Origin of the sequence: Thermomonospora cellulosilytica (genome assembly GCF_014138835.1) — a bacterium.
Classification (GTDB): Bacteria; Actinomycetota; Actinomycetes; order Streptosporangiales; family Streptosporangiaceae; genus Thermomonospora; species Thermomonospora amylolytica.
The window spans coordinates 7,119,679-7,140,660 of sequence record NZ_JACJII010000001.1; the positions used below are offsets into that span (position 1 = coordinate 7,119,679).

General features: G+C 72.6%; 16 protein-coding genes. 4 read left to right on the forward strand and 12 right to left on the reverse strand.

The window, feature by feature from the left end; translation table 11 throughout:
- Positions 1 to 24: 24 nt before the first annotated feature.
- From HNR21_RS33460 to HNR21_RS33480, 5 genes are all read right to left on the reverse strand, one after another.
- Positions 25 to 1,593 carry an acyl-CoA synthetase gene (locus HNR21_RS33460; RefSeq protein ID WP_182708264.1) on the reverse strand — a complete coding sequence of 523 codons (1,569 nt, stop codon included), beginning with the start codon at positions 1,591 to 1,593 and terminating at the stop codon, positions 25 to 27.
- Between the two features lie 64 nt (positions 1,594 to 1,657).
- Positions 1,658 to 2,815, reverse strand: coding sequence for a thiolase family protein (locus tag HNR21_RS33465; protein WP_182708265.1), 1,158 nt, complete (start codon positions 2,813 to 2,815; stop codon positions 1,658 to 1,660).
- Positions 2,808 to 3,851 (reverse strand): thiolase family protein, encoded by a 1,044-nt coding sequence (locus tag HNR21_RS33470; RefSeq protein WP_182708266.1) that lies wholly within the window; start codon positions 3,849 to 3,851, stop codon positions 2,808 to 2,810. The genes HNR21_RS33465 and HNR21_RS33470 overlap by 8 nt, the downstream gene beginning before the upstream one ends.
- The gene (locus HNR21_RS33475; protein WP_246442440.1) at positions 3,848 to 4,801 is read right to left on the reverse strand and encodes a Zn-ribbon domain-containing OB-fold protein; all 954 of its coding nucleotides are present in this window, start codon (positions 4,799 to 4,801) and stop codon (positions 3,848 to 3,850) included. Before HNR21_RS33475 ends, HNR21_RS33470 begins: the two co-directional genes overlap by 4 nt.
- Positions 4,791 to 6,356, reverse strand: coding sequence for an acyl-CoA synthetase (locus HNR21_RS33480; protein ID WP_182708267.1), 1,566 nt, complete (start codon positions 6,354 to 6,356; stop codon positions 4,791 to 4,793). The genes HNR21_RS33475 and HNR21_RS33480 overlap by 11 nt, the downstream gene beginning before the upstream one ends.
- A 133-nt stretch (positions 6,357 to 6,489) precedes the next feature.
- On the opposite strand from HNR21_RS33480, the gene HNR21_RS33485 reads away from it, so the two are divergent.
- Positions 6,490 to 7,302: a crotonase/enoyl-CoA hydratase family protein gene (locus tag HNR21_RS33485; protein ID WP_182708268.1), complete on the forward strand. Its 813-nt coding sequence runs from the start codon at positions 6,490 to 6,492 to the stop codon at positions 7,300 to 7,302.
- A 43-nt stretch (positions 7,303 to 7,345) separates the two neighbouring features.
- Here HNR21_RS33485 and HNR21_RS33490 read toward each other — a convergent pair whose 3' ends face one another.
- Positions 7,346 to 7,948: a dihydrofolate reductase family protein gene (locus HNR21_RS33490; protein WP_182708269.1), complete on the reverse strand. Its 603-nt coding sequence runs from the start codon at positions 7,946 to 7,948 to the stop codon at positions 7,346 to 7,348.
- A 430-nt stretch (positions 7,949 to 8,378) separates the two neighbouring features.
- Here HNR21_RS33490 and HNR21_RS33495 point away from each other — a divergent pair, with 430 nt between their 5' ends.
- On the forward strand, positions 8,379 to 8,789 hold the full coding sequence (locus tag HNR21_RS33495) for a hypothetical protein (protein ID WP_119728756.1): 411 nt from the start codon (positions 8,379 to 8,381) through the stop codon (positions 8,787 to 8,789).
- A gap of 129 nt (positions 8,790 to 8,918) precedes the next feature.
- On the opposite strand, the gene HNR21_RS33500 is transcribed toward HNR21_RS33495, so the two are convergent.
- The 3 genes from HNR21_RS33500 to pgfA form a co-directional block, all read right to left on the reverse strand.
- Positions 8,919 to 9,815 carry a hypothetical protein gene (locus tag HNR21_RS33500; protein ID WP_182708270.1) on the reverse strand — a complete coding sequence of 299 codons (897 nt, stop codon included), beginning with the start codon at positions 9,813 to 9,815 and terminating at the stop codon, positions 8,919 to 8,921.
- A 333-nt stretch (positions 9,816 to 10,148) separates the two neighbouring features.
- A complete protein-coding gene (locus tag HNR21_RS33505; protein ID WP_182708271.1) occupies positions 10,149 to 11,258 on the reverse strand; it encodes an NAD(P)H-dependent flavin oxidoreductase in 1,110 nt (369 codons plus the stop codon).
- A gap of 272 nt (positions 11,259 to 11,530) precedes the next feature.
- On the reverse strand, positions 11,531 to 12,580 hold the full coding sequence (gene pgfA, locus HNR21_RS33510; protein ID WP_182708272.1) for a cell envelope lipid trafficking protein PgfA: 1,050 nt from the start codon (positions 12,578 to 12,580) through the stop codon (positions 11,531 to 11,533).
- Positions 12,581 to 12,767: 187 nt separating this feature from the next.
- On the opposite strand from pgfA, the gene HNR21_RS33515 reads away from it, so the two are divergent.
- Entirely contained in the window at positions 12,768 to 13,532 is a 765-nt protein-coding gene (locus tag HNR21_RS33515; protein ID WP_119728752.1) for a class I SAM-dependent methyltransferase, read from the forward strand.
- Complete coding sequence (locus tag HNR21_RS33520) at positions 13,529 to 14,794, forward strand: acyltransferase family protein (protein WP_182708273.1); 1,266 nt, start codon at positions 13,529 to 13,531, stop codon at positions 14,792 to 14,794. Before HNR21_RS33515 ends, HNR21_RS33520 begins: the two co-directional genes overlap by 4 nt.
- A 9-nt stretch (positions 14,795 to 14,803) precedes the next feature.
- Here the strand turns inward: HNR21_RS33520 and HNR21_RS33525 are convergent, their stop codons facing one another.
- Genes HNR21_RS33525 through HNR21_RS33535 form a run of 3 tightly spaced genes read right to left on the reverse strand, consistent with a single transcriptional unit; the run spans position 14,804 to position 20,969 of the window.
- Positions 14,804 to 18,979 carry an alpha-(1->3)-arabinofuranosyltransferase domain-containing protein gene (locus HNR21_RS33525; protein ID WP_182708274.1) on the reverse strand — a complete coding sequence of 1,392 codons (4,176 nt, stop codon included), beginning with the start codon at positions 18,977 to 18,979 and terminating at the stop codon, positions 14,804 to 14,806.
- Between the two features lie 20 nt (positions 18,980 to 18,999).
- The gene (locus HNR21_RS33530; RefSeq protein WP_182708275.1) at positions 19,000 to 20,172 is read right to left on the reverse strand and encodes a glycosyltransferase family 4 protein; all 1,173 of its coding nucleotides are present in this window, start codon (positions 20,170 to 20,172) and stop codon (positions 19,000 to 19,002) included.
- Complete coding sequence (locus HNR21_RS33535; protein WP_182708276.1) at positions 20,169 to 20,969, reverse strand: glycosyltransferase; 801 nt, start codon at positions 20,967 to 20,969, stop codon at positions 20,169 to 20,171. The genes HNR21_RS33530 and HNR21_RS33535 overlap by 4 nt, the downstream gene beginning before the upstream one ends.
- Positions 20,970 to 20,982: the final 13 nt, after the last annotated feature.

Genomic DNA, 20,982 nt, shown 5'->3' on the forward strand with positions numbered 1-20,982 from the left:
GCGGCCTCTGGTGACGGTGAAGGGTTAGGCGTGTTGCTGGGCCACCTGCTTGGCCCAGCGGTAGTCGGCCTTGCCCGCCGGGGAGCGCTTCATCTCCTCGACGAACGCGTAGATCCTGGGGACCTTGTAGCCGGACAGGTGCTTGCGGCAGTGGGCGTCCAGGTCCTCCCTCGGCGGTGTTCCTCCGGTGGGCTGGATGACGGCGGCGACGCGGTTGCCCCAGCGTTCGTCGGGGACGCCGGTGACGACGGCGTCGTAGACGTTCGGGTGGCCCTTGAGGACGGCCTCGACCTCCTCGGGGTAGACCTTCTCGCCGCCGGTGTTGATGGTCTGCGAGCCCCGGCCGTACACGGCGATGGTGCCGTCGGCCTCCACGGTGGCCATGTCGCCGGTCAGCAGCCATCGCCTGCCGTCCACCTCGGGGAAGGTGCGGGCGGTCTTGGCCGGGTCGTTGTAGTAGCCGCTGGCGATGTAGCCGGAGCGGGCGACCTGGCCGATCACGCCGGAGCCGGGCTCGACGGGACGCAGCGACTCGTCCAGGACGGTGACGTTCTCGGTGTCGGGGGCGAACTTCAGTCCCTTCTCCGGGCTGGACCCGGCGACCGCCTCGGCGGTGGAGCCGGACTCGGTGGAGCCGAAGCGGTCCAGGATCATCACGTTCGGCAGCAGCCCGGCCAGCCGTTCGCGGACGGTGCCGGTGAGGATCGCGCCGGTGGAGACGAACGCGTACAGCGACGAGACGTCGTAGGAGCCGGCGGCCAGTTCCTCGGCGAGCGGGATGGCCATGGCGTCGCCGGTGACGGTCATGGAGTTGACCTTCTCGCGTTCGACGGTCCGCCAGACCTCGGCGGGGTCGAACTTGCGGACGTACACCAGCGTGGAGCCCATCCACCAGGAGATCCAGGTGGCCATCTGGGCGGCGCCGTGCATCAGCGGGGCCACCGGCATCATGATCAGCGGGCCGTTGGCGACCGCCTGCGCCACGATGTCCTCGGGCCTGGCCGGGCGGGGCGCGTGGGGATGCCAGAACGCGTGGAGCATCTGCTCCATCTCCCACATCACGCCCTTGGGCATGCCGGTGGTCCCGCCGGTGTAGATGATGTAGAGGTCCTTGCCGGACCGCTGCGGGAAGTCCCGGGTGGCGGGCTGTTCCCGGACGGCCTCGGCGTACCCGACCGCCCCCGGGACGGCCGAGCCGCCGCCGACCGCGACGAAGTGCCGCAGCTCCGGGGCCTGCGGCGCGGCGGCGGCCACCCGGTCGTCGAACTCGGTGTCGTAGATCAGCGCCACGCTGTCGGAGTCGGTGTAGAGGTAGACCAGCTCCCCCTCCACGTACCGGTAGTTGACGTTGACCGGAACGGCCCGGATCTTCAGCGTGGCCAGCAGCGCGGTGGCGTACTCCAGCCCGTTGTAGAGCTGCATCGCCACGTGCTGCCCCGGCTCCACCCCCGCCGACCGCAGGTGGTGCGCCAGCCGGTTGGCCTCCGCGTCCAGCTCGGCGTACGTGACCCTGCGGTCGCCGCACACCGCCGCGACGCGTTCCCCGATCGCGTCCGCGAGCCCCTCGAACACATCCGCGTAGTTGAACTCCATACCGGGACCTCCGGCGGTAGTGGGGTGGGAGTCGGTCGCGGGCGGAACGGTCCCGTCCGCGAGGTCAGGGCTTGTCGGAGCCGACGATCCACATGGCGAAGAACTGGGCGCCGCCGCCGTAGGCGTGGCCGAGGGCCCGCCGCGCGCCCTCCACCTGGTGCTCGCCCGCCATCCCGCGCACCTGCAGCGCCGCCTCGGCGAACCGGATCATCCCGGAGGCGCCGATCGGGTTGGACGACAGCACGCCGCCCGACGGGTTCCACGGGATGTCGCCGTCGAGGGCGGTCGCCCCGGCCTCGGTCAGCTTCCAGCCCTCGCCCGCGCCGCAGAAGCCCAGGTTCTCCAGCCACATCGGCTCGTACCAGGAGAACGGCACGTACACCTCGGCGCAGTCCAGTTCGCGCCGCGGGTCGGTGATGCCGGCCTGCCGGTACACGTCGGCCGCGGCGTCCCGGCCGCCCTGCGGCAGCACGGTGTCCCGCCCGGCGAAGAAGATCGGCTCCGACCGCATCGAGGTGCCCAGCACCCACGCCGGCGGCTTGGGGGCGCGGCGGGCGGCGTCCTCGGAGGCCAGCACCATCGCGCAGGCCCCGTCCGACGACGGGCAGGTCTCCAGGTAGCGGATCGGCTCCCACAGCATCGGGGTGGCCTCGACCATCTCGCGGGAGATGCCGGGGATCTTCAGGTGGGCGTACGGGTTCTTCAGCGCGTTCTGCCGGTCCTTGACGGCCACCAGCGTGCCGATGTGGGCGGGGGCGCCGGAACGGGCGATGTAGGCGCGGATGTGCGGGGCGAAGTAGCCGCCCGCGCCGACCACCAGCGAGGTGTTGTGCGGGCTGTTGACGGTCAGCGCCCAGGTGGCGTTGGACTCCGACTGCTTCTCCCACGCCACCGTCAGCACCCGCTCGTGCAGCCCGCTCTGGACCAGCCCGGCCGCCACGATCGCCGTGGAGCCGCCCACCGACCCGGCGGTGTGCACCCGCATCATCGGCTTGCCGCGGGCGCCCAGCGCGTCGGCCAGGTACGCCTCCGGCATCATCACGCCCTCGAACAGGTCGGGGGCCTTGCCGACCACCACGGCGTCGATGTCGTCCCAGTCCAGGCCGGCGTCCTGGAGCGCCCGCTGCGCCGCCTCCCGCAGCAGCCCGGCCATCGACACGTCGAGCCGGCGGGTGCGGTACTCGGTCTGGCCCACGCCGATGACGGCACAGGGGTTACCCACGGGGCTCTCCTTCCATGACGCAGACCAGGTTCTGCTGCAGGCACGGGCCGGAGGAGGCGTGGCCGAGGACCTTGCCGGCCGTGCCGTCGTGGATGCGGGCGGCGGCCTCGCCGATCCGGACCAGCCCGGCCGCCATGACCGTGTTGGCGGTCATCGCCCCGCCGGACGGGTTGACCGTCACGTCGTCGCCCAGCCCGAGGGCCTCCCGCAGGATCAGCTCCTCGTGGGTGAACTGGGCGTGCAGCTCGGCGACCTCGACGCCGCGCGCGCCGGCCCGCTCGCCCGCGACGCGGGTGGATTCGCTGCGGCTCAGGTCCCGCGCGCCCAGGCCGTGGGCGTCGGCGCGGTGGTCGATCCCGGTGATCCAGGCGGGGCGTTCGCACAGCTCCCGGGCCTTGTCACCGGCGGCCAGCACGATCGCCGCCGCCCCGTCGGTGGTGGGCGCGATGTCGTACGGGCGCAGCGGCGCGACCTCGTAGTCCTCGTCCGGAACGGGGTCGTCCAGGTGCAGCGCGAACGGGTTGTCCCGTCCGGCCGCCCGCGACCTTGCGGCCACGGCGCGCAGGTCGTCCTCCTTGGCCCCGGCGCGTTCCATGTGGGCGCGGGCCTGCAGGGCGGCCAGCGACACCTGGTCGGGGCCCAGCGGCGCCAGGTAGTACGGGTCGAGCTGCTGGGTCATCACCTCGCGGAAGTCGCCCTGCGAGGGCTTGCCGAACCCGTACACCAGGGCGGTGTCGATGTCGTCGTGCAGCAGCCGCACGTACGCCTCGTACAGCGCCCACGCCGCGTCCATCTCCACGTGGCTCTCGGAGATCGGCGGCCAGGCGCCCACCGCGTCCAGCGCCTGCACGAACGCGAACGGGGTGCCGGCCAGGTAGTCGCACGATCCCGAGCAGGTGAACCCGAACCGGTTCACCCCGGTCCGCTCCTTGATCTCGGTGATGACGGGCGCGAGCATCTCCACCTCGCTGAGCCCGTCCTCCCGCGTCTTGTGCCGCGTCTGCACGAACGCGACCACCGCTATCTCGCGTGTCACAGGTAGTCCTTGATCTGGTCGAACGGGACGTCGGGCTCGTCGATGGGCTCGAACCACCGGATGTTGTCCATCGTCCGGCCCCACTCCTCGCGGGGCCGCCAGGCCGCCCGGACCCGCATGCCCATCCGGACCTGGTCGGCGGGGATCCCGGCGACCAGCGCGAGCATGGTCATGCCGGCCCCGTCCAGCAGCACGTACGCCGACACGAACGGCACCTCGGGGGCGCGCGGGTCGGGGATGTTGTTGACCGCGAACGTGGTGACGGTGCCGGTGCCGGGCAGCTCCACCTCCTCGGTGGTGGGCACCCCGTCCTTGGGGCACAGGCCCTTCATCGGCACGATGACCTGCTCGCACACCGGGCAGCGGTGGCCGAGGATCCGGCCCTGGGAGATGCCCTCCAGGAAGCGGTCCAGGGCCTTGCCGGGACGCAGTTCGTACTCCAGCCGGGTCGGCGCGTTGATCATCGTGACCTCGGGCCGGAAGCACTCGATGTCGCCGATGTGGCCGCTGCGTTCGGCCCGCCACCTGGGGCGGACCCGCAGGCCGGTCCTGAGCTGCTTGGGAGGCCCCGCGCCGGGCTCGTGCACGCCCATGTCGAGGGCGTGCAGCAGCGCGGTGTCGGCGCCGTCCGGTCTGATCAGCGCCCAGGCGAACGGCCGGTCCAGCGGGTGGGTCCTGCGCGGGTTCGGCACCCACGACCAGCTCTCCACGGTGCACACCGGGCCGACCTCGACCCATTCGCCGGTCACCGCGGCCCCGTTGTCGGGGTCGTACTCGGTCGGCGGGACCAGCACCCGCCCGGCGGCGGTGCGCACCCCCATCAGGCGGCCGTCGCGCAGTTCGCTGAGGAACCGCCCGATGACCGGCCCGACCGAACGGGTGTAGCCGCCGGGGAACTCCAGGAGGTGGGTTCGGGCGGTGGAGTTCAACTCGTTGGGACTAGATGGCAACTTCGCGGTCCTTCCAGTACGGATCCCGCAGCTTGCGCTTGAGCAGCTTTCCGTTGGGCTCGCGCGGCATCTCGTCGATGAAGTCGATGGACCTGGGCCACTTCATCCGGGCCAGCCGGCCCTCCAGCGAGGCGAGGATCTCCTCGGCCAGCTCCGGCCCGGGGGCGACGCCCTCGGCGGGCTCGACCACGGCCTTGATCTGCTCGCCCCACTCCTCGTCGGGGATCCCGAAGACCGCCACGTCGGCGACCTTGGGGTGCATGAGGATCTCGTTCTCGATCTCGGCCGGGTAGATGTTGGCCCCGCCGGAGATGATCATGTCGGCCTTGCGGTCGGACAGGAACAGGAAGCCGTCCTCGGTCAGGTAGCCGATGTCGCCGACGGTGAAGAAGTCCCGCAGCCGATTGGCCTCCGTCTTGGCCTTGTCGCCCTTGTACTCGAACTGGACGCCGGCCATCTTCATGTAGATCGTGCCGGGGGTGCCGGGCGGGACCTCGTTGCCCTCGTCGTCCACGATCAGCAGTTCGCTGATCGGCCATGCCTTGCCGACCGTTCCGGGGTGCGCGCGCCAGTCCTGCGGGCTGGCGATGGTGCCGCCGCCCTCGGTGGCCGCGTAGTACTCCCAGATGCAGTCGCCCCACCAGTCGAGCATCTGCTGCTTCAGCGGCACGGGGCAGGGGGCGGCGGCGTGGATCGCCCACTTCATCGACGACACGTCGTACCGGCCGCGGACCTCCTCGGGGAGGGACACCAGCCGTTTGAAGTGCGTGGGCACCATGTGGGTATTGGTCACCCGATGCCTCTCGATCAGCCGCAGCGTCTCCTCGGCGTCCCACCTGTCCATGTAGACGAGCGTGTGACCCATCTGCAGCGCCGTCCCGCCGAACTGGCTGACCGCCGTGTGGTAGTTCGGCGAGGTCACCAGGTGCGCCTGCGGCTCCTGCCCGGCGGGCCTGCCGGGCGGCACCCCGAACATGCCGAGCAGGAACGTCATCAGCTCGCCGGAGTCGTCGGGATCGAAGCCGGTCAGCGGTCGCCGCACCCCCTTGGGGCGGCCGGTGGTGCCGGAGGTGTAGTGCATGGTCTGCCCGGCGGTGCGGTCGTCGGGGAGCGTGTCGGGCCGCCCGTCCACCAGTTCCTCGAACGGCCGGAACCCGTCGACCTTGCCGAAGGCGAACCTCCTGCTCGCGTCGAGCCCGGCTTCGTCGGCCCCGCGGACGCCCTCCTCGGCGTACCGCTCGTGCACGAAGAACGCCCTGGCCTCCGCGTCGGCCACGATGTAGCCGATCTCGGGTCCGGTCAGATGCCAGTTGATCGGCGTGTAGTACCAGCCCGCCTGCAGCGCGGCCAGGTAGAGCACCAGCCCGTCGGTCCCGTTCGGGACGAGCCCGCAGACGCCGTCACCGGCCCGCAACCCCAGCGTCCGCAGCCCGTGCACCACCTGGTTGCTGCGGGCCAGCAGCTCGCCCGCGGTGTGCTCGGTGCCGTCCGGGTCCACGGCCGCGATCCACTCCGGGTCCTGCTGCGCCAGCCGCCAGAAGCCCAACGATCCCATCGGCCCACTCCATGCGTCGAGGTCCGGGAGCCAAAGTAGATCACGTTCTCGTTTTGCTCGGCAAGACCTGTTGGCAGGCCGATCTCGTCCCTAGAATCTGTTCTTGTTTTGATCTCACCGATGAGGAGGCGGGATGGCGGAACGGCTGCCGATCAGCACCGCGCACTGCACGGTCGAGCGCGACGGCCACGTGGTGATCGTGACCATGAACCGGCCGGAGGCCCGCAACGCGCTGAGCTCGGCCATGCTGGTGGGGATGGCGGACGCGTTCGCCTACGTCTCCGAGACCCCGGAGGTCCGCGTCGGCATCCTGACCGGGGCCGAGGGGCACTTCTGCGCCGGCGCCGACCTCAAGGCGATGGGCGCCCCGCCCGACGACGAGCGGGTGAAGCGGCGCATGGCGGAGATCCCCGACTTCCACTGGAGGGGCCTGCTCCGCGAGAACGTCCCCACCAAGCCCATCATCTGCGCCATCGAGGGCTACGCCGTGGCCGGCGGCACCGAGTTGCTGCTGGGCACCGACCTGCGCGTGGTGGCCGAGAGCGCCACCCTGGGGCTGTACGAGGCCAGGCGCGGCCTGTTCCCCATGGGCGGCTCGGCGATCCGTCTCCCCCGCCAGATCGGCTACGCCGCCGCCATGGACATCCTGCTGACCGCCCGTTCGGTGACCCCCCAGGAGGCCCTGGCCATGGGCCTGATCAACAAGATCGTCCCCGACGGCCGGGCCCTCGCCGCCGCCCGCGAACTCGCCGACCAGATCGCCGCCTGCGCCCCGCTGTCCGTCCAGGCCATCCTCCGCACCCACCGCGAGACCTGGCACCTGCCGGAGGAGGAGGCCCTCAAGGTCGCCGACGAGATCGGCTGGCCCGTCTTCGACTCCGAGGACGCCAAGGAGGGCACCCGGGCCTTCCGCGAGAAGCGCGACCCCGTCTTCAAGGGCAGGTGACCGCCCGGCCGGGGCGCCCCGGCCGGGCTGCGCCACCGGTCCGTCAGGCCGTGCCGTAGGTGGGCTTGCCCGCCGGGTGGTAGACGGCGACGATGGCCCCGGCGCTGGTGGTCTGGGAGTGAACGAGCCGCAGGGCCGCCGTGGTGCGCTCGTCGAACAGCCGCCGTCCCGAGCCGAGCACCACCGGGTAGATCCACAGCCGGTACTCGTCGACGAGGTCGTGCGCCATCAGCGTCTGCGCCAGCCGCCCGCTGCCGTGCACCTGCAGCTCCCCGCCCGGCCGCTCCTTGAGCCGCCGGACCTCCTCCACCACGTCCCCGGAGATCAGCGTGGAGTTCTCCCAGGTGAGCTCCTTGAGCGTGGTGGACGCCACGTACTTGGGCAGCGCGTTGAGCCACCGGGCGATCACGTTGTCCTCGTCGGTCACCTTCGGCCAGTAGCCGGCGAAGATCTCGTACGTCCGCCGTCCCAGCAGGAACGCCTCGGCGGCCTCGAACCACTCCGTCTTGATCCGGGCCAGTTCCTCGTCGAAGTAGGGCACCTGCCACCCGCCGTGCCCGAACCCGCCGCTGGGATCCTCGTCAGGCTGCCCCGGCGCCTGCATCACTCCGTCGAGCGTGAGGAACGTGTCCAGTACAAGCCGCATGATCGCCCTCCCGGCGTTCTGTTCCGGTCCGCATGGCGTCCCCGTACCCGCAGGAACGACGACCGCCCCGCACCGGGGATCGGTCGCCGAGCCGGAACAGAGCCGCCCCGATGACCTTCATCTCACACCCCACCGACATTCCCGCTCTCCGACGATGCTCGGAGCGGCGCGCCGGGGGTGCGGATCCCCGGCGCGCCGGGCCGCGGCGCGAGTGGTCCCCTGTGGCCTCAAACTAACCACCTGCCTGCGAAAAGAGGACCGCTGAACGCGTCCGCAACCGGCCGCTCCCGGCTGTATCCGGCCCCCGCCGTTTCGTAATGACGATTAATCCTCCGGGCTCTGACCGAAAACCCGGGGCACCGTTTGACCGCGCATTTCGGCGGCACATATCACCGGGACGGAGAACCGATCACGAAGGAGCGAACCGGCGATGGCCGTGAACGTCCTGCGGAACCGGCGGCGCGACCGCCACCACACCACCGAGACTCCCGTGCACAGGCGGCGATGGTGGCGACATACCGGCACCGCCCCCGCCACCGACCGCCCGCAGCCGGGCCGCCACCTGCTCGCCCGCCGCACCCCGGTCAGCAACATGATCATGGGCGCCGCGCTGGCCGCCACGCTGATCCTGCTGCTGGGCATCCTGCTCACCGCGATCGACGCCGACACCGGCGACCTCCTGGTCGGCTACACCCTGCAGACCGCCTCCTGGCTGGCCACCCCGTTCAACGGCGTCTTCCACGACCCCGACCCGCAGACCTACCGCTACCTGACCTGGGGCCTGACCGCCGTCATCTACTACGCCGCCGGCCGCACCCTCTCCCACCTGATCCGCTTCTGACCCGCGACACCCTGGGCCGGGAATGCCCGACCGGCCTTTTCGAACCGCCTGACCCCTCATCACGACCACAGGGCGCACGAAGCACGGCGGGCCGCCCATCACGGCGGCCCGCCGCACCCCCCGACGACGTCAGTCCAGCAGGTCCTCGGCGCGGTCGACGGTCGCGGCGGCCAGCAACCACGCGTTCAGCCGCCGCTGGTCACCGCACGAGTCGACCGCCTCCCGCACATGTGCAGGCACCTCGAGCCCGCGCATGGACAACAACGTGAGGATCGCCTCAGCCTTGCCCTCCGTGCGGCCTTCCTCGCGGCCTTCCTCGCGGCCTTCCTCGCGGGCCTCGGCGAGCCGGGCTCGGGTGAAGTCGCTCAGGATCTCGCGGGTCTCGGTCTTCATCTTCTTCTCCAAGGCGTTCCAGACCTCCGCGGGCAGAGCGGCGCGGACCAACTCAGCGTAACGGAGGGCGTGCTTTCCGGGCAGTGCGCGCATGGCGTGCAGCAGTGCCTCCAGGACGTTGACGCCCTGGGGGTCGGTGGCGTGGACGATGGCGGACAGGACGGACAGTTCGGGCGACTCGGCGGCCCGGCGGGGGTCGGTGATCGAGGGGATCACGTCGGGGCCCAGGACGAGGGGCCTCAGGGTGAAGCCGGGGTGGCCGAGGTCGATGGGTTTGGCGCACCAGTTGGCCGCCTCCTTGTTCGGGGCCACGACCAGCAGGTAGGTGGGACACTCGAGGCGGTTGCGGGCGTTGGCGATGTAGGCCGGCCACGTGTAGGGCTTGTCCCTGTCGCGGGCGCGCTGGACCTCGACGATGACCGTGAGGGCCGCCTTTTCGCCGTCGGGGGTCTTGTAGACGACCACGGCGTCGGCGCGGCGGAGCGACTGGTGTTCGTCGATGTCGTTGGGGCCCACCGTCGCCTCGCCGCGTTCGGGGAGCGGGAGGTGCAGAACGTCGGTGAGGAGTTCTGCGGCGAAGTCGGGGTCCTCCTGGAAGAGCCGGGTGATGCTCTCGTGCTCGGCGCTGGGCACCGATGTCCGTGTTGTTGATGTTGACACACGAGGAAACTATGAGACCGGGGAGTGATCAAGTGGCGACTTGACGTGAGATGGTAGTCGATTGATCACTATGGGCCATCTGACCCTAGTAAGCCCTCTAGTCATTTGAGCGAGAAAGCGAAGGCGCCCTTCTAAAGGCGGACCCTGTGCACGGGGCCTGCCCTATCGCCAACGGGGGTCGCGGCATAGGAGAAGGGGGTCGAGCCACTGGGCCGAGGTCCGGAACCCCACCGTGACAGGGGTGCGCGAACGTCGGAGCAGGCCCAGGCCCTCGGTGGAGGGGCGGGCCTGCTCGGGAGGCGGGGGTCAGCCTTCGGTGATCTTGTTGAGGCGTTCGACGGCGTCGACGTACTCCTCGACGAGGTCGTAGACCACCTGGGCGGCGGGCTTGACCTGGTTCATGGAGCCGACGATCTGGCCGACCGGGAAGGTGACCAGCTCGCCGTCGCCGGAGCGGTGCATGCGGCGCAGGGCGTCGGAGATGAGCATGAACTGCATCGGCATCGGCAGGTAGCCGGGGGACCGTTCGCTCTCCCAGGCGTCGGTCCAGGCGGTGCGCAGCAGGCGGGCGGGCTTGCCGGTCCACGAGCGGGAGCGGACGGTGTCGCGGGAGGTGGCGTTCAGCAGCTTGCCGCGGGCGACCTCGGGGGTGTCGGCCTCGTCCACGGTGAGCCAGATCGAGCCGGTCCACACACCGTCCGCGCCGAGGGCCATCCCGGCGGCCATCTGGCGGCCCCGGCCGATGCCGCCGGCGGCCAGGACCATGGTGTCCTTGCCGACCGCGTCCACCACCTCGGGGATGAGCACCATGGTGGACACGTCGCCGGTGTGGCCGCCGGCCTCGGTGCCCTGCGCGACGATGATGTCCACGCCGGCGGCGACCTGCTTGCGGGCGTGCCGGGCGTTGCTGGCCAGGCCGGCGACCTTGACGCCGTGCCGGTGCGCCTCCTCCACCACGTCGGCGGGCGGCGGGCCGAGCGCGCTGGCCAGCAGGGCGATGGGGTGCCGCAGCGCGACCTCCACCTGGGGGCGGGCGGTGGCGTCGGTCCAGCCCAGCAGCACCCGGTCGGCGCTCTCGGCGGACTTCTCCACGCCGTGCTCGGCCAGCAGGTCCTCGACGAACCGCCGGTGCTTGTCGGGGATCATGCCCTGCAGCCTGGCCAGCAGCTCCTCGGCGTCGCCGAGGTCGGCGCCCTCGTACTTGGCGGGCATGACGACGTCCACCCCGTAGGGCCTGCCGCCGACGTGCTCGTCGATCCACTTGAGCTCCATCTCCAGCTCCTCGGGGCTGAAGTACAGGGCCCCCAGGACGCCCATGCCGCCGGCGCGGCTGACCGCCGCGACCACGTCACGGCAGTGGCTGAACGCGAAGATCGGGTACTCGATGCCGAAGAGTTCGGTTGCTCGTGTCCGCACGCCACGACTGTAAGCCGCCGCCACAGCAAACTGCAACACGTTCTAGTTCTTGATTTCGAAGACCGGAGCGGCAAGCGGCACCGGCATAGAACACGTACTAGAACGATGGCCGCGGATCGCGCACCCCACCGGCCCGTCCGGCGAGGCTCCGGCCCGGCGATGAAAAGGCCGCCGCCGGTCTGGCGGGCGAGAACGAACGGCGAGCCTCGAAAGGCGACAGCACGGCCCTCGACGGCACGCCGTCGGCCCGGTGAGAACGACGGGCGGCGGCCTCAGGGAGCGACGGGGCCGCGGCCCGACCGGGAGGCGGTGCCGAAGCGGCCGTCCGGCTTGCGGATGACGCCCGGGCGGGACTGCGGCGCGGGAGCGTCGTCGTCATCGGCGGCGGAGTCGTCGCCGCGCCGGGCCAGCAGGGCCCCGGTCAGGAGCAGCACGAGGCCGGCGGCCAGGCCGCCGGCGGGCAGGACCCGCTGGACCAGGTTCCGCCGGAAGGCGTACTCGTTCGACTCGTTCACGTTCCGCCGCTGGTCGCGGTCCACGGTGACCAGCCCGGCCTGGGCGACGACCATCTTGCCGCGGCCGTCCTCGGTCTCCACGGTGCTGCTGATGTTCTGCTCGTGCTTGACCGGGATGCCGGTGCGCGGGTCCACCCACACCCGGATGGTGGCGCTGAAGTAGCGGTCGACCTTGAACGTCCGCCGCTCCTGTCCCGCGATGCCGAGCATCTCCCCGGTCGGCCGCATGTCGAGCCTGGCGACCCGGGTCCTGGGCACCTGCTGGACGAACCGGTACGCCCTCAGCCCGTGCACGTTCTCCTCGGCCTCGAACCGCATCGGCACGGCCTGCCGGGTGGTCATGTCGAAGAACGGGTAGTCCCGCCTGTCCACGTTCCCCAGCGGGAACAGCAGCCCGTACCCCGACATCCGCACCTTCGTGTCACCGCCCACATGGCTGCCGCAGCAGTTGACCAGCAGGCCGCTGCGGCGGTCGAAGGCGATCCGGTACGTCTGGAACTCGACCTGCTTCTTGAGGTCCTTGTCGTAGATCTCGGTGATGGAGTCCCACACCGCGATGCCGTCGTCGCCCTGGTTGGCCCGGGTGTCGCCGCGCACCGTGTTGACCGCCCCGAGCGTCGCCCCGGTCCGCACCTCGCGGGTCAGCAGGTCGTAGTACCGGGCGCCGCGCGCCTCCAGCTCCGTCGACTGGTAGTGGTTCAGCGGGGCCCGCACCAACTGCCCCGCCAGGTAGAAGTACGACATCGGGGCCAGCGCGAGCAGGAAGGACCCCAGACCGACCAGCACCAAGCCGAGCGGTCGCCGCATGCGTGCCTCCTGGATTCGCCGGTGGGCGGGCCACGGTGCGCGATGTCGGCGGCCCGTCGTGGCTCGAGGGGACGGACGCCGCACCGATCGGTCCACGGGCGCCCGAATCTGCCGTAACACTACAGGACGGGTCATCGTTCACTTATCACAAGCGGTGAGCGGGTGCCGGTAGGCTCCGGCGGGACGTATGGGAGAAAGGGCGCGAAAGGTGCCACCTCACACCGAGTACCGGGCGACGGTGGCCCGCTCGTTCCGGCTGCTGAACGCATTCCGCCGGGAGCAGGCCGATCCGGAGTACTTCTACGGGCTGATGGCCCGCGACACCGTGGCGCAGCTCGCCAGGTACACCCGCCTGGAGGGCGCCACCGTCATCGACGTGGGCGCCGGGTCGGGCTTCTTCACCCGCGAGCTGACCAACGCGGGGGCGCGCTGCGCCGGGGTGGACGTGGACGCCGGGGAGATCACCGCGCACGGGCCACCGCGCGGCGACTGCGTGGTGGGCAGCGCCCTGCAACTGCCGTTCGGCGACGGGACCGCCGACATCTGCTTCTCGTCGAACGTGCTGGAGCACGTGCCGGACCCGTGGCGGATGGGCGACGAGATGGTGCGGGTGACCAGGCCCGGCGGGCTGGTGTACCTGGCGTTCACCAACTGGCTGTCGCCGTGGGGCGGGCACGAGACCTCTCCCTGGCACTACCTGGGCGGGGAACGCGCGGCCCGCCGGTACGAGCGCCGCCACGGCCGCCCGCCCAAGAACCGGTACGGCGAAAGCCTGCACCCGGTCTCGGTGGCCGACGCGCTGGCGTGGGCCAAGCGGCGGCCCGACGTGCAGGTGCTGGACGCCCTGCCGCGCTACCACCCGTGGTGGGCGAAGGGGATCGTGCACGTCCCCGGCGTTCGCGAGATCGTGACCTGGAACCTGGTGCTGATCCTGCGGAAGGCCGTCCGGTGAGCGTCCCGGCCGCCGGACGGACCACGGCCGCGCCCCGGGCGCCCCAGGTGTCCGGCCACCAGGACGCCCTGGACGGCGTCCGGGCGGTGGCGGCGCTGTCGGTGCTGGTGTTCCATGTGGCGCTGAACGCCGGGGTGATCACCCGGCAGGTCACCGGCGGCTGGATCTTCAACGGCGGCCAGGTCGGGGTGGCGGTGTTCTTCGCGCTGTCGGGGCTGCTGCTGTACCGGCCGTGGGCGCACGCCGCGCTCGGCGGCCGGGCCGCCCCGGCCACCCGGGCCTACCTGGTCAAGCGGGCGCTGCGGGTGCTGCCCGCGTACTGGGTGCTGGTCGCCGTCCTGCTGCTGGTGGTGTACCGGGAACGGGCGGACGAGCCGCTGACCTGGGCCGGCCTGCTGACGTTGACGCACATCTACTCCCCGCAGGAGTGGTGGAACTCCGTCCTCGGCCCTCGTGAGATGGGACAGGCGTGGAGCCTGACCGTCGAAGTCACCTGGTACGCGCTGCTGCCGCCGACCGCCTGGCTGCTGGGCCGGTACGCGCGCCGAGGGGCCGACGCGGCGGCGCGGGCGCGGCGGCTGCTGCGCGCCCTCGGGGTGTACGCGCTGGTCTCGTTCCTCTTCACCGTGCTGATGTTCTGGCCGGATCATCACTCGGGCATGAGCATCTGGCCGCCGCGCTACACGGCGTGGTTCGCGGTGGGCATGGCGCTGGCCGTGCTGACGGTCTGGGCGCGGGAGGAACCGGACGGCCCCGCCGCCCGCCTCTGCCGCACGGTCGCCGGATCGTGGGGGGCGTGCTGGGTGGCGGCGGCGAGCCTGCTGGTGATCTGCGCGACTCCGGTCACCGGCCCCCTGGACCTGACCACGTTCCCCACCCTGTGGACATCGGAGTTGCACATCCTGCTGTACGGGCTGTGCGCGGCGTTCTTCATCGCCCCGGTGGCGCTGGCCCCCGCCGATCATCCGGTGATGCGGGTCGTGCTCGGCAACCGGGTGATGCGCTGGCTGGGCAAGGTCTCCTACGGCGTCTTCCTGTGGCAGATGGCGGTCATCCTGGCCTGGTACGAGGGGACCGGCCGCCTGTTCAACGGCAGCATCCTCACCGATCTGCCGCTGCTGTCGGCGGCGTCCGTCCTGGTCGGGGCGATCAGCTACTACGCCGTCGAGCAACCGCTCCAGCGCCTGCGCGCCCCGGGACGCCGGGCCCCCGAGCCACGGGGCGAGCCCCAGCCGGTCCCGCCGCAGCCGGACGCCACCTGACGGCCTCGCTCAGGAGCGTGCGGCCGGGGCCGCCAGGTCCTCCGGCCGGGGTGACGGGCGCCAGCGCAGGTCGGTGCGGCGGGGAGGCCCCGCGGTGGCGGCGGGGACGGCGTCCGGCATGCACAGCGCGACGATGACGCGGGTCGCGATGAGCAGGCCCGCCAGTTGCGGAACGGCGTCGCCCAGCAGGTCGGTGGGCGCGGCGGGGTTGGCGGCGGGATACAGGGCCCGGCTCACCAGCCAGGACGTGGTGCCGGCGAGCATCAGCACGGTGACCGCCCACGGGGACGCCGGCAGGCGGGCGACGCCCGTCCGGCGGCAGGCCCAGGTGAACAGCAGGGCGCCCACGGCGGACGCGACCGCGCCGGGAACCCCGGCGACCCAGACGCCCAGGGCCAGCGACCCGACCAGCGCCACGGGCACGGCCCCTCGGCGGGTCCGCACGGGGGGCAGCGCGGGGGCGGTGTCGCCGGGACGGCGCCCGCCCGGCATGGCGGCGACCAGGGTGAGCAGCAGGACCAGGCCGAGGCCGGTGAAGACGGCGACCTTGTGCGCCTGGTCGGGCCGGTAGGTGAGGGTCACGGTGCCGGTGGTGCCGGCGGGCAGGACCCAGCCCTGCTTCCAGCCGTCCAGGCGGACCGGCTGCAGCACCGTGTCGCCGGCCCTGGCGACCCAGCCGGCGTTGTAGTTCTCGTTCACCGTCAGGAACGACTGCTCGGGGGCGTCCACCTCGACCACCCGGGTCTCGGAGTTCCACTCCCGGACGACGACCGAGGAGGTCTCGCCGCGCACGTCGAGCACGCCGGTGTCCACCACCGCCGACTCGATCCGGAACGGGCTGAGCGGCACCCCGGTGATCCGGTTGTCCCCGGCGGCGATCTCGGCCCTGCGGCAGGACTCGAACCGGATGGGCCGCCCCGCCAGCAGGTCCCCCATCGTGCCGGTGGCCTTGGTGAGGACCGTGGCGCCGTTCAGCCGCAACGAGGGCCCCCACCCGCAGCCCAGCCCGAGCGGCGCCCGCGACACGTCGGGGAAGTGCCGCACTCCCGGCACGGTGATGTCGGTGATCTGCAGAGCGAGCTGCACCGAGGAGTGGAACGTCAGGGTCAGCGAGCGGGTCCGCAGCGGCGCGAAGCGCAGCACCCCGTCGTCGTCCACGAAGCCCTCGCGGGTCTGCCCCCCGTCGGCCTGCAACGCGACCCGCAGCGGCCCCCGCGCGCCCGCCGGGCGTTCCACGGTGATCTCGTCGAGCCGGGCCGGCTTCTTCCACCGCACCGTGTACCGGGGCGCGGTGTCGTTGCCCGCGGCGACCCACACCGTGGACGGGTTCCCGTCGAACGCCGAACGCGGCATCGCCGCCGGGTGGGGGCGGCTGGAGCTGGCGACGACCTCCAGGTCCCGGTTCGGTGCGGTGTAGCGGGCGACGACCTCGGGAGAGGTGAGGGTGGCCGTGCCGACGACGGTCACGTCCGCGGCGGCCCCCGCGCGGAACGTCCGGTCGAAGCCGTTGCCCTCCTCGTCCTGGCGTTCCAGCCCGGGATCGCAGACCCAGTTCGCCGGGCCCTGCATGCACTCGGACGCCCGCCCGGGACCGCGCTGCAGCACGTAGGCGGCCGGGGAGCCGGAGCCCGGCTCGGGCAGCCGGAACGTCCGGGCGGCGGTGACCCCCGGCACGGTCAGCTCGGCGATTCCGGCGCGGAAGAACACCGGCGCCGGTACCCGTCCGGCCAGGTCCAGGATCCGCACCCGCAGCCACCGGGTCGCGCCCCGCGGCGCCCGCAGGGTCTGCGCCTCGGGCGCGGCGCGGACCGGCTGCACGACGGCGCCGGCCTCGGTCCGCACCTCGACCCGGCCGGGCGGCGGGCCGAGCAGCGGCTCGTTCTGCACGAACATGGCGGTGACCTGGCCGGGATCGACGGGCCGGGTGAAGTTCACCTGGATCCACTGGTCGCGGGGGCCGGTCCACCCGCCGGTCTGCCAGTAGGTGCTCGGGTCGCCGTCCACGGCCGCGTACGGATTGCGGCCCAGGTCGTGCCACTGGGGCGGGGACGTGGGGTCGGACGCCGAGGTGGAGGCGGTGACCGACGCGATCCCGCCGTAGACGGCGGTGGTGACGTAGCGGTCCCAGCCGTCGTCGAGGATGTCGGTGGCCCTGCGGCGTTCGGCGGCGGTGAGGGTCTGGGAGATCTGGTGCAGCTCGCCGAACTGCCGCCGGGTCAGCCGCAGCGAGTCCGACACCACGGGCGTGCCGCCGAGCCGGGGGGCGTCGTCGTTGAGCAGCACCGGCCTGCCGCGCAGCACCTGGTCGTCGGCCATCGCCAGCAGGGCCTCCGGTCCCCCGTACAGGCGGACGGTGTTCCGGGCGGAGGTCACGCTGACCACGTCGTCGACGTCGTCGACCTCGTAGATCTCCAGCGCGGGGTAGCGCTGGTCGACCGAGGAGATGGCGTCGAACCCGCGCTGCTGCCCGACCGGCCCGCCGAACTCGGCGACCTTGCTCAGCCCGGGGGTGGCGTTCAGGACCTGGTGCAGCCGGGCGGGCCAGCCGCCGCGCAGCCCGTCGCGTTCCAGGTCGTTGCGGACCAGCAGGTAGCGGACGCCCATCCGGCCGAGGAACTCGGTCAGCCCCGGCGACGCCCGCCCGGTGACCACCCGCTGGTCGATGGCGTCCAGCGCACGGGTGTAGCCGGGCGAGCCGGCCGGGACGAGCTGCCGCACCCCCCAGCGGGCCGACAGCAGCGGCTGCATGATGTCGTCCATCGGCCGGCCCCACAGGTACTCGCCGAACGGGGAGCCCGGCAGCGCCAGCACCGCCTGCTCCCCCGCCCGGCCGTTCAGCCAGGACGCCGCGTCCCGCCAGTACTTGGGGACCTGCGGGAAGTCGCCCGCGCCCGACAGCCCGGTGCCGAGCGCCACGGCGGCGACCCCGGCCAGCGCGGTGTAGGTGACGGCGAACGCGCGCAGCCGGTGCCGGGCGCGGGCCAGCGTCACCGGCAGGTGGGCGATGCCGAGGGCCAGCGGCAGCCGCACCAGCGCGTCGAACTTGTGCAGGTTGCGCAGCGGCGCCAGCGGCCCGTCCAGCAGGTCGCGCATCGCCGCGGCGAACGGCCCCTCGACGGCGCTGAGATGCCCGGCGGACATGATCGCCAGCCCGGCCAGCAGCGTGCACAGCAGGAACGCCCGTTCCGGTAGCCGGGACCGCAGCAGCCCCGTCAGGCCGAGCGCGGCGACCACGGCGGCGCACAGCACCGGCAGGGTGCCCAGCGACAGCGTGTGCCCGACCGGCGACCAGACCTGCCCGTCCACGACCAGGTAGTTGACCCAGCGGGCGGCCCCGCGCAGCACGTTGACCAGCCCGGTCGAGGCGGTGGTGGTCTCGGCCTTCTCGGTGTAGGTCAGCCAGGAGAACCCGTACGTGCCGGTCAGCAGCAGCGGCGCCAGCCACCAGGCCGAGGCCAGCCCCACCGCCAGCGACCACCAGGCGGTCAGCCGGATGCGGGGGGTGCCGCGCGGCCGGGTGAGCAGGTAGAGGAACGGGACGACCAGCACGGCGGCGGTGGCGGCGGCGTTGATGCCGCCGCAGCAGGCCACGGCGAACCCCGAGCGGGCCGCCGCGCGGATCCGGCCGCCGCCCTGCACGGCGGTGACCAGCGGCAGCACGATCCACGGGAGCATCGCCAGCGGCAGGTACTCCGAGGAGATCTGCCCGAGGGTCGACAGCCCGTGCGGGGTGAGCGCGTACGCCAGCCCGCCGGCCAGCCGGGACAGCGGCCCGCCGATCCCCAGCCGGGCGGCCAGCCGGTAGGTGCCGACGAACGCCAGGCACAGCAGCAGCGCCAGCCACAGCCGCTGGGTGATCCAGGCGGGCGTCCCGGCCAGGTCGCCGAGGGCGTAGAACGGGCCCATCGGGAACCAGTAGCCGACCGCCTGGTTCTGCAGCTGGCCGAACTGCTCGGGGTCCCACAGGTGCAGGGCGCGGCCGAGGAACCCGAGCGGGTTCTCGGCCATGTCGATCTTGGTGTCGGCCAGGATCCGGCCCGGCCGGGTGGCCATGGCCAGCACGGTCAGTGCCAGGCAGCAGGCGACCAGCCGGATCCGCTCGCGCAGCCGGGCGTCGACGTCCTCGTCCTCCCGGGCGGCGGCGTCCCGGTCGGCGTCGGCCAGGCGCAGGGCGAGCGCGTCCACGCCCGCCCTGATGCTCCGCCCTAGCGCCACGACCGTTCTCGCCCCCTGCTTCCCGCCGCCCGCACGGCCTCGCGGATCAACGCGCCCATCTGCTCGGCGCTGTGGGCCCAGTCGAACCGGGCCGCCTGTTCCCGGCACTCCCGGGCGATCTCGGCCCGCCGCACCGGGTCCGCCAGCTCCTTCAGCGCCCGGTCCACCACGTCGGCGATCTCCTCGCCGTCGTGCACGAGCCAGCCGGTGACACCGTCCCAGACCGCCTCCTGCAGGCCGGGCACATCGTAGGCGACCGTGGGCACTCCCAGGGACGCCGCCTCGATCACCGACAGCCCCCAGCCCTCGCCGCGGGAGGTGTTGACGTTCAGGTCCGCCCCGGCGACCAGGGCGGCCTTGTCCTCCTCGGACACGAACCCGTGCATGACGACCACGTCGTCCAGGCCGCGCCCGGCGATCCGGGCGGCCAGCGGCCCCGCCTCCGGGCCGTCGCCGACCAGGTGGACGCGCAGCCCCGGATGCCGGTCGCGGAGCCGGTCGGCCAGGTCGACCAGCCGGTCGATGCGCTTGTGCGGGACGAGCCGGTTGACGCACACCAGCGCCGGGGAGCCGAGCCCCTCGGCCGGGCGCACCGGGCCGGGCGGCATGGTCAGGCCGTTGTAGACCAGGTGCACCGGCCCCTTCCAGCCCAGCTCCTCGCGCAGGCCGCGGGCGGTGGACTGGGAGACCGCCACGCAGGCGTGCCGCCGGTAGGTCCAGTTGGCGACCGGGCCCTCCAGCAGCCGCCCCAGCCCGGCCAGCCAGCCGGGGAAGTACATGCCGAACTGCTCGGTGTGCACGTGGTGGACCACGCAGAACACCGGCACCCGGCGGGGCAGCGCCCACGGGGTGAAGAACGGGATGCCGTTCTGGCAGTCCAGCACCGCGTCGAACCGGCGGCGGCGGGCCAGCATCCACAGCAGGACCAGCGGGTAGACGGTGAACCGGCCGCCCAGCCGGACCAGGCGCACCCCCTCGGCCCGCGAGCGCCGCGCCTGCCCGGGGGCCCGCGCCGTCACGTAGTGCACGTCCATCCCGGCGGCCGCCAGCCGGCGCGCCAGCTCCCAGGCGTAGCGCTCGGCCCCGCCCGCGGCCGGATGCCACGGGTCGCGCCAGTTGACGATCGCCAGCCGCAGCTGGCGGGCCGCAGGGTCGGAGGTCATCTGGTCCCGGGCGCCGGGGGCTCGGGCATCGCCAGGACGACCGCGGTGGAGGCGGCGGTGTCCGGCCGGGGCGCGGCCATCCGGCGGATCCGCAGCAGGTCCCGCAGGCAGCTCATGGCGTGGCGGCGCATCGAGAAGGTGGTGCCGGGCATGTCGTGCCAGATCACCGGGATGTCGATGATCGCCGCGCCGCGCCGGGTGCAGTGCAGCAGCAGTTCCACGTCGAAGGAGAAGCCGGTGGTCCGCAGCTCGGCGGCGGCCTGGCGGGCCAGCGGCCCGGCGAAGAACTTGAACCCGCACTGGGTGTCGGCGATGCCGCCGACCAGGTCGCGGATCATCAGGTTGAACGCCAGGGCGCCGACCCGGCGCAGCGGCTGCCCGTATCCCTCGACCAGGGAGCCGGGGTGCCGGCGGGAGCCGACCACCACCGGGTGCCCCTCCTCGAGCAGCCTCAGCGCAGTGTCCAGGGCGGACAGGTCGGTGGCCATGTCGGCGTCGCAGAACCCGACGTGGCGGGCGGTGGTGGCCAGCAGCCCGGTGCGCACGGCGGCGCCCTTGCCGCGCTCGGCGCAGTGCAGCAGCCGGACCGGCACCCTGCCGTTCCAGCCGCGCACCACGTCGGCGGTGCCGTCGGTGCTGGCGTTGTCCACCACGATGATCTCGGCCGGCACCGGGAGCGAGGCCAGCCGCTCCTCCAGCAGCGCCAGGCCGAGCGGCAGCCGTCGTTCCTCGTTGTAGGCGGGCACGACGATCTCGAGCTGCGGCACGCCGCCGGCGGGCCGCGGGGAACGCCCCATCACGGGCGGCCGA

Coding starts and splice junctions, on each gene's coding strand:
- HNR21_RS33460 (WP_182708264.1), bottom strand. CDS start 1,593: ATGGAGTTCAACTACGCGGATGTGTTCGAGGGGCTCGCGGACGCGATC.
- HNR21_RS33480 (WP_182708267.1), bottom strand. CDS start 6,356: ATGGGATCGTTGGGCTTCTGGCGGCTGGCGCAGCAGGACCCGGAGTGG.
- HNR21_RS33485 (WP_182708268.1), top strand. CDS start 6,490: ATGGCGGAACGGCTGCCGATCAGCACCGCGCACTGCACGGTCGAGCGC.
- HNR21_RS33490 (WP_182708269.1), bottom strand. CDS start 7,948: ATGCGGCTTGTACTGGACACGTTCCTCACGCTCGACGGAGTGATGCAG.
- HNR21_RS33495 (WP_119728756.1), top strand. CDS start 8,379: ATGGCCGTGAACGTCCTGCGGAACCGGCGGCGCGACCGCCACCACACC.
- pgfA (WP_182708272.1), bottom strand. CDS start 12,580: ATGCGGCGACCGCTCGGCTTGGTGCTGGTCGGTCTGGGGTCCTTCCTG.
- HNR21_RS33515 (WP_119728752.1), top strand. CDS start 12,768: ATGGGAGAAAGGGCGCGAAAGGTGCCACCTCACACCGAGTACCGGGCG.
- HNR21_RS33530 (WP_182708275.1), bottom strand. CDS start 20,172: ATGACCTCCGACCCTGCGGCCCGCCAGCTGCGGCTGGCGATCGTCAAC.
- HNR21_RS33535 (WP_182708276.1), bottom strand. CDS start 20,969: ATGGGGCGTTCCCCGCGGCCCGCCGGCGGCGTGCCGCAGCTCGAGATC.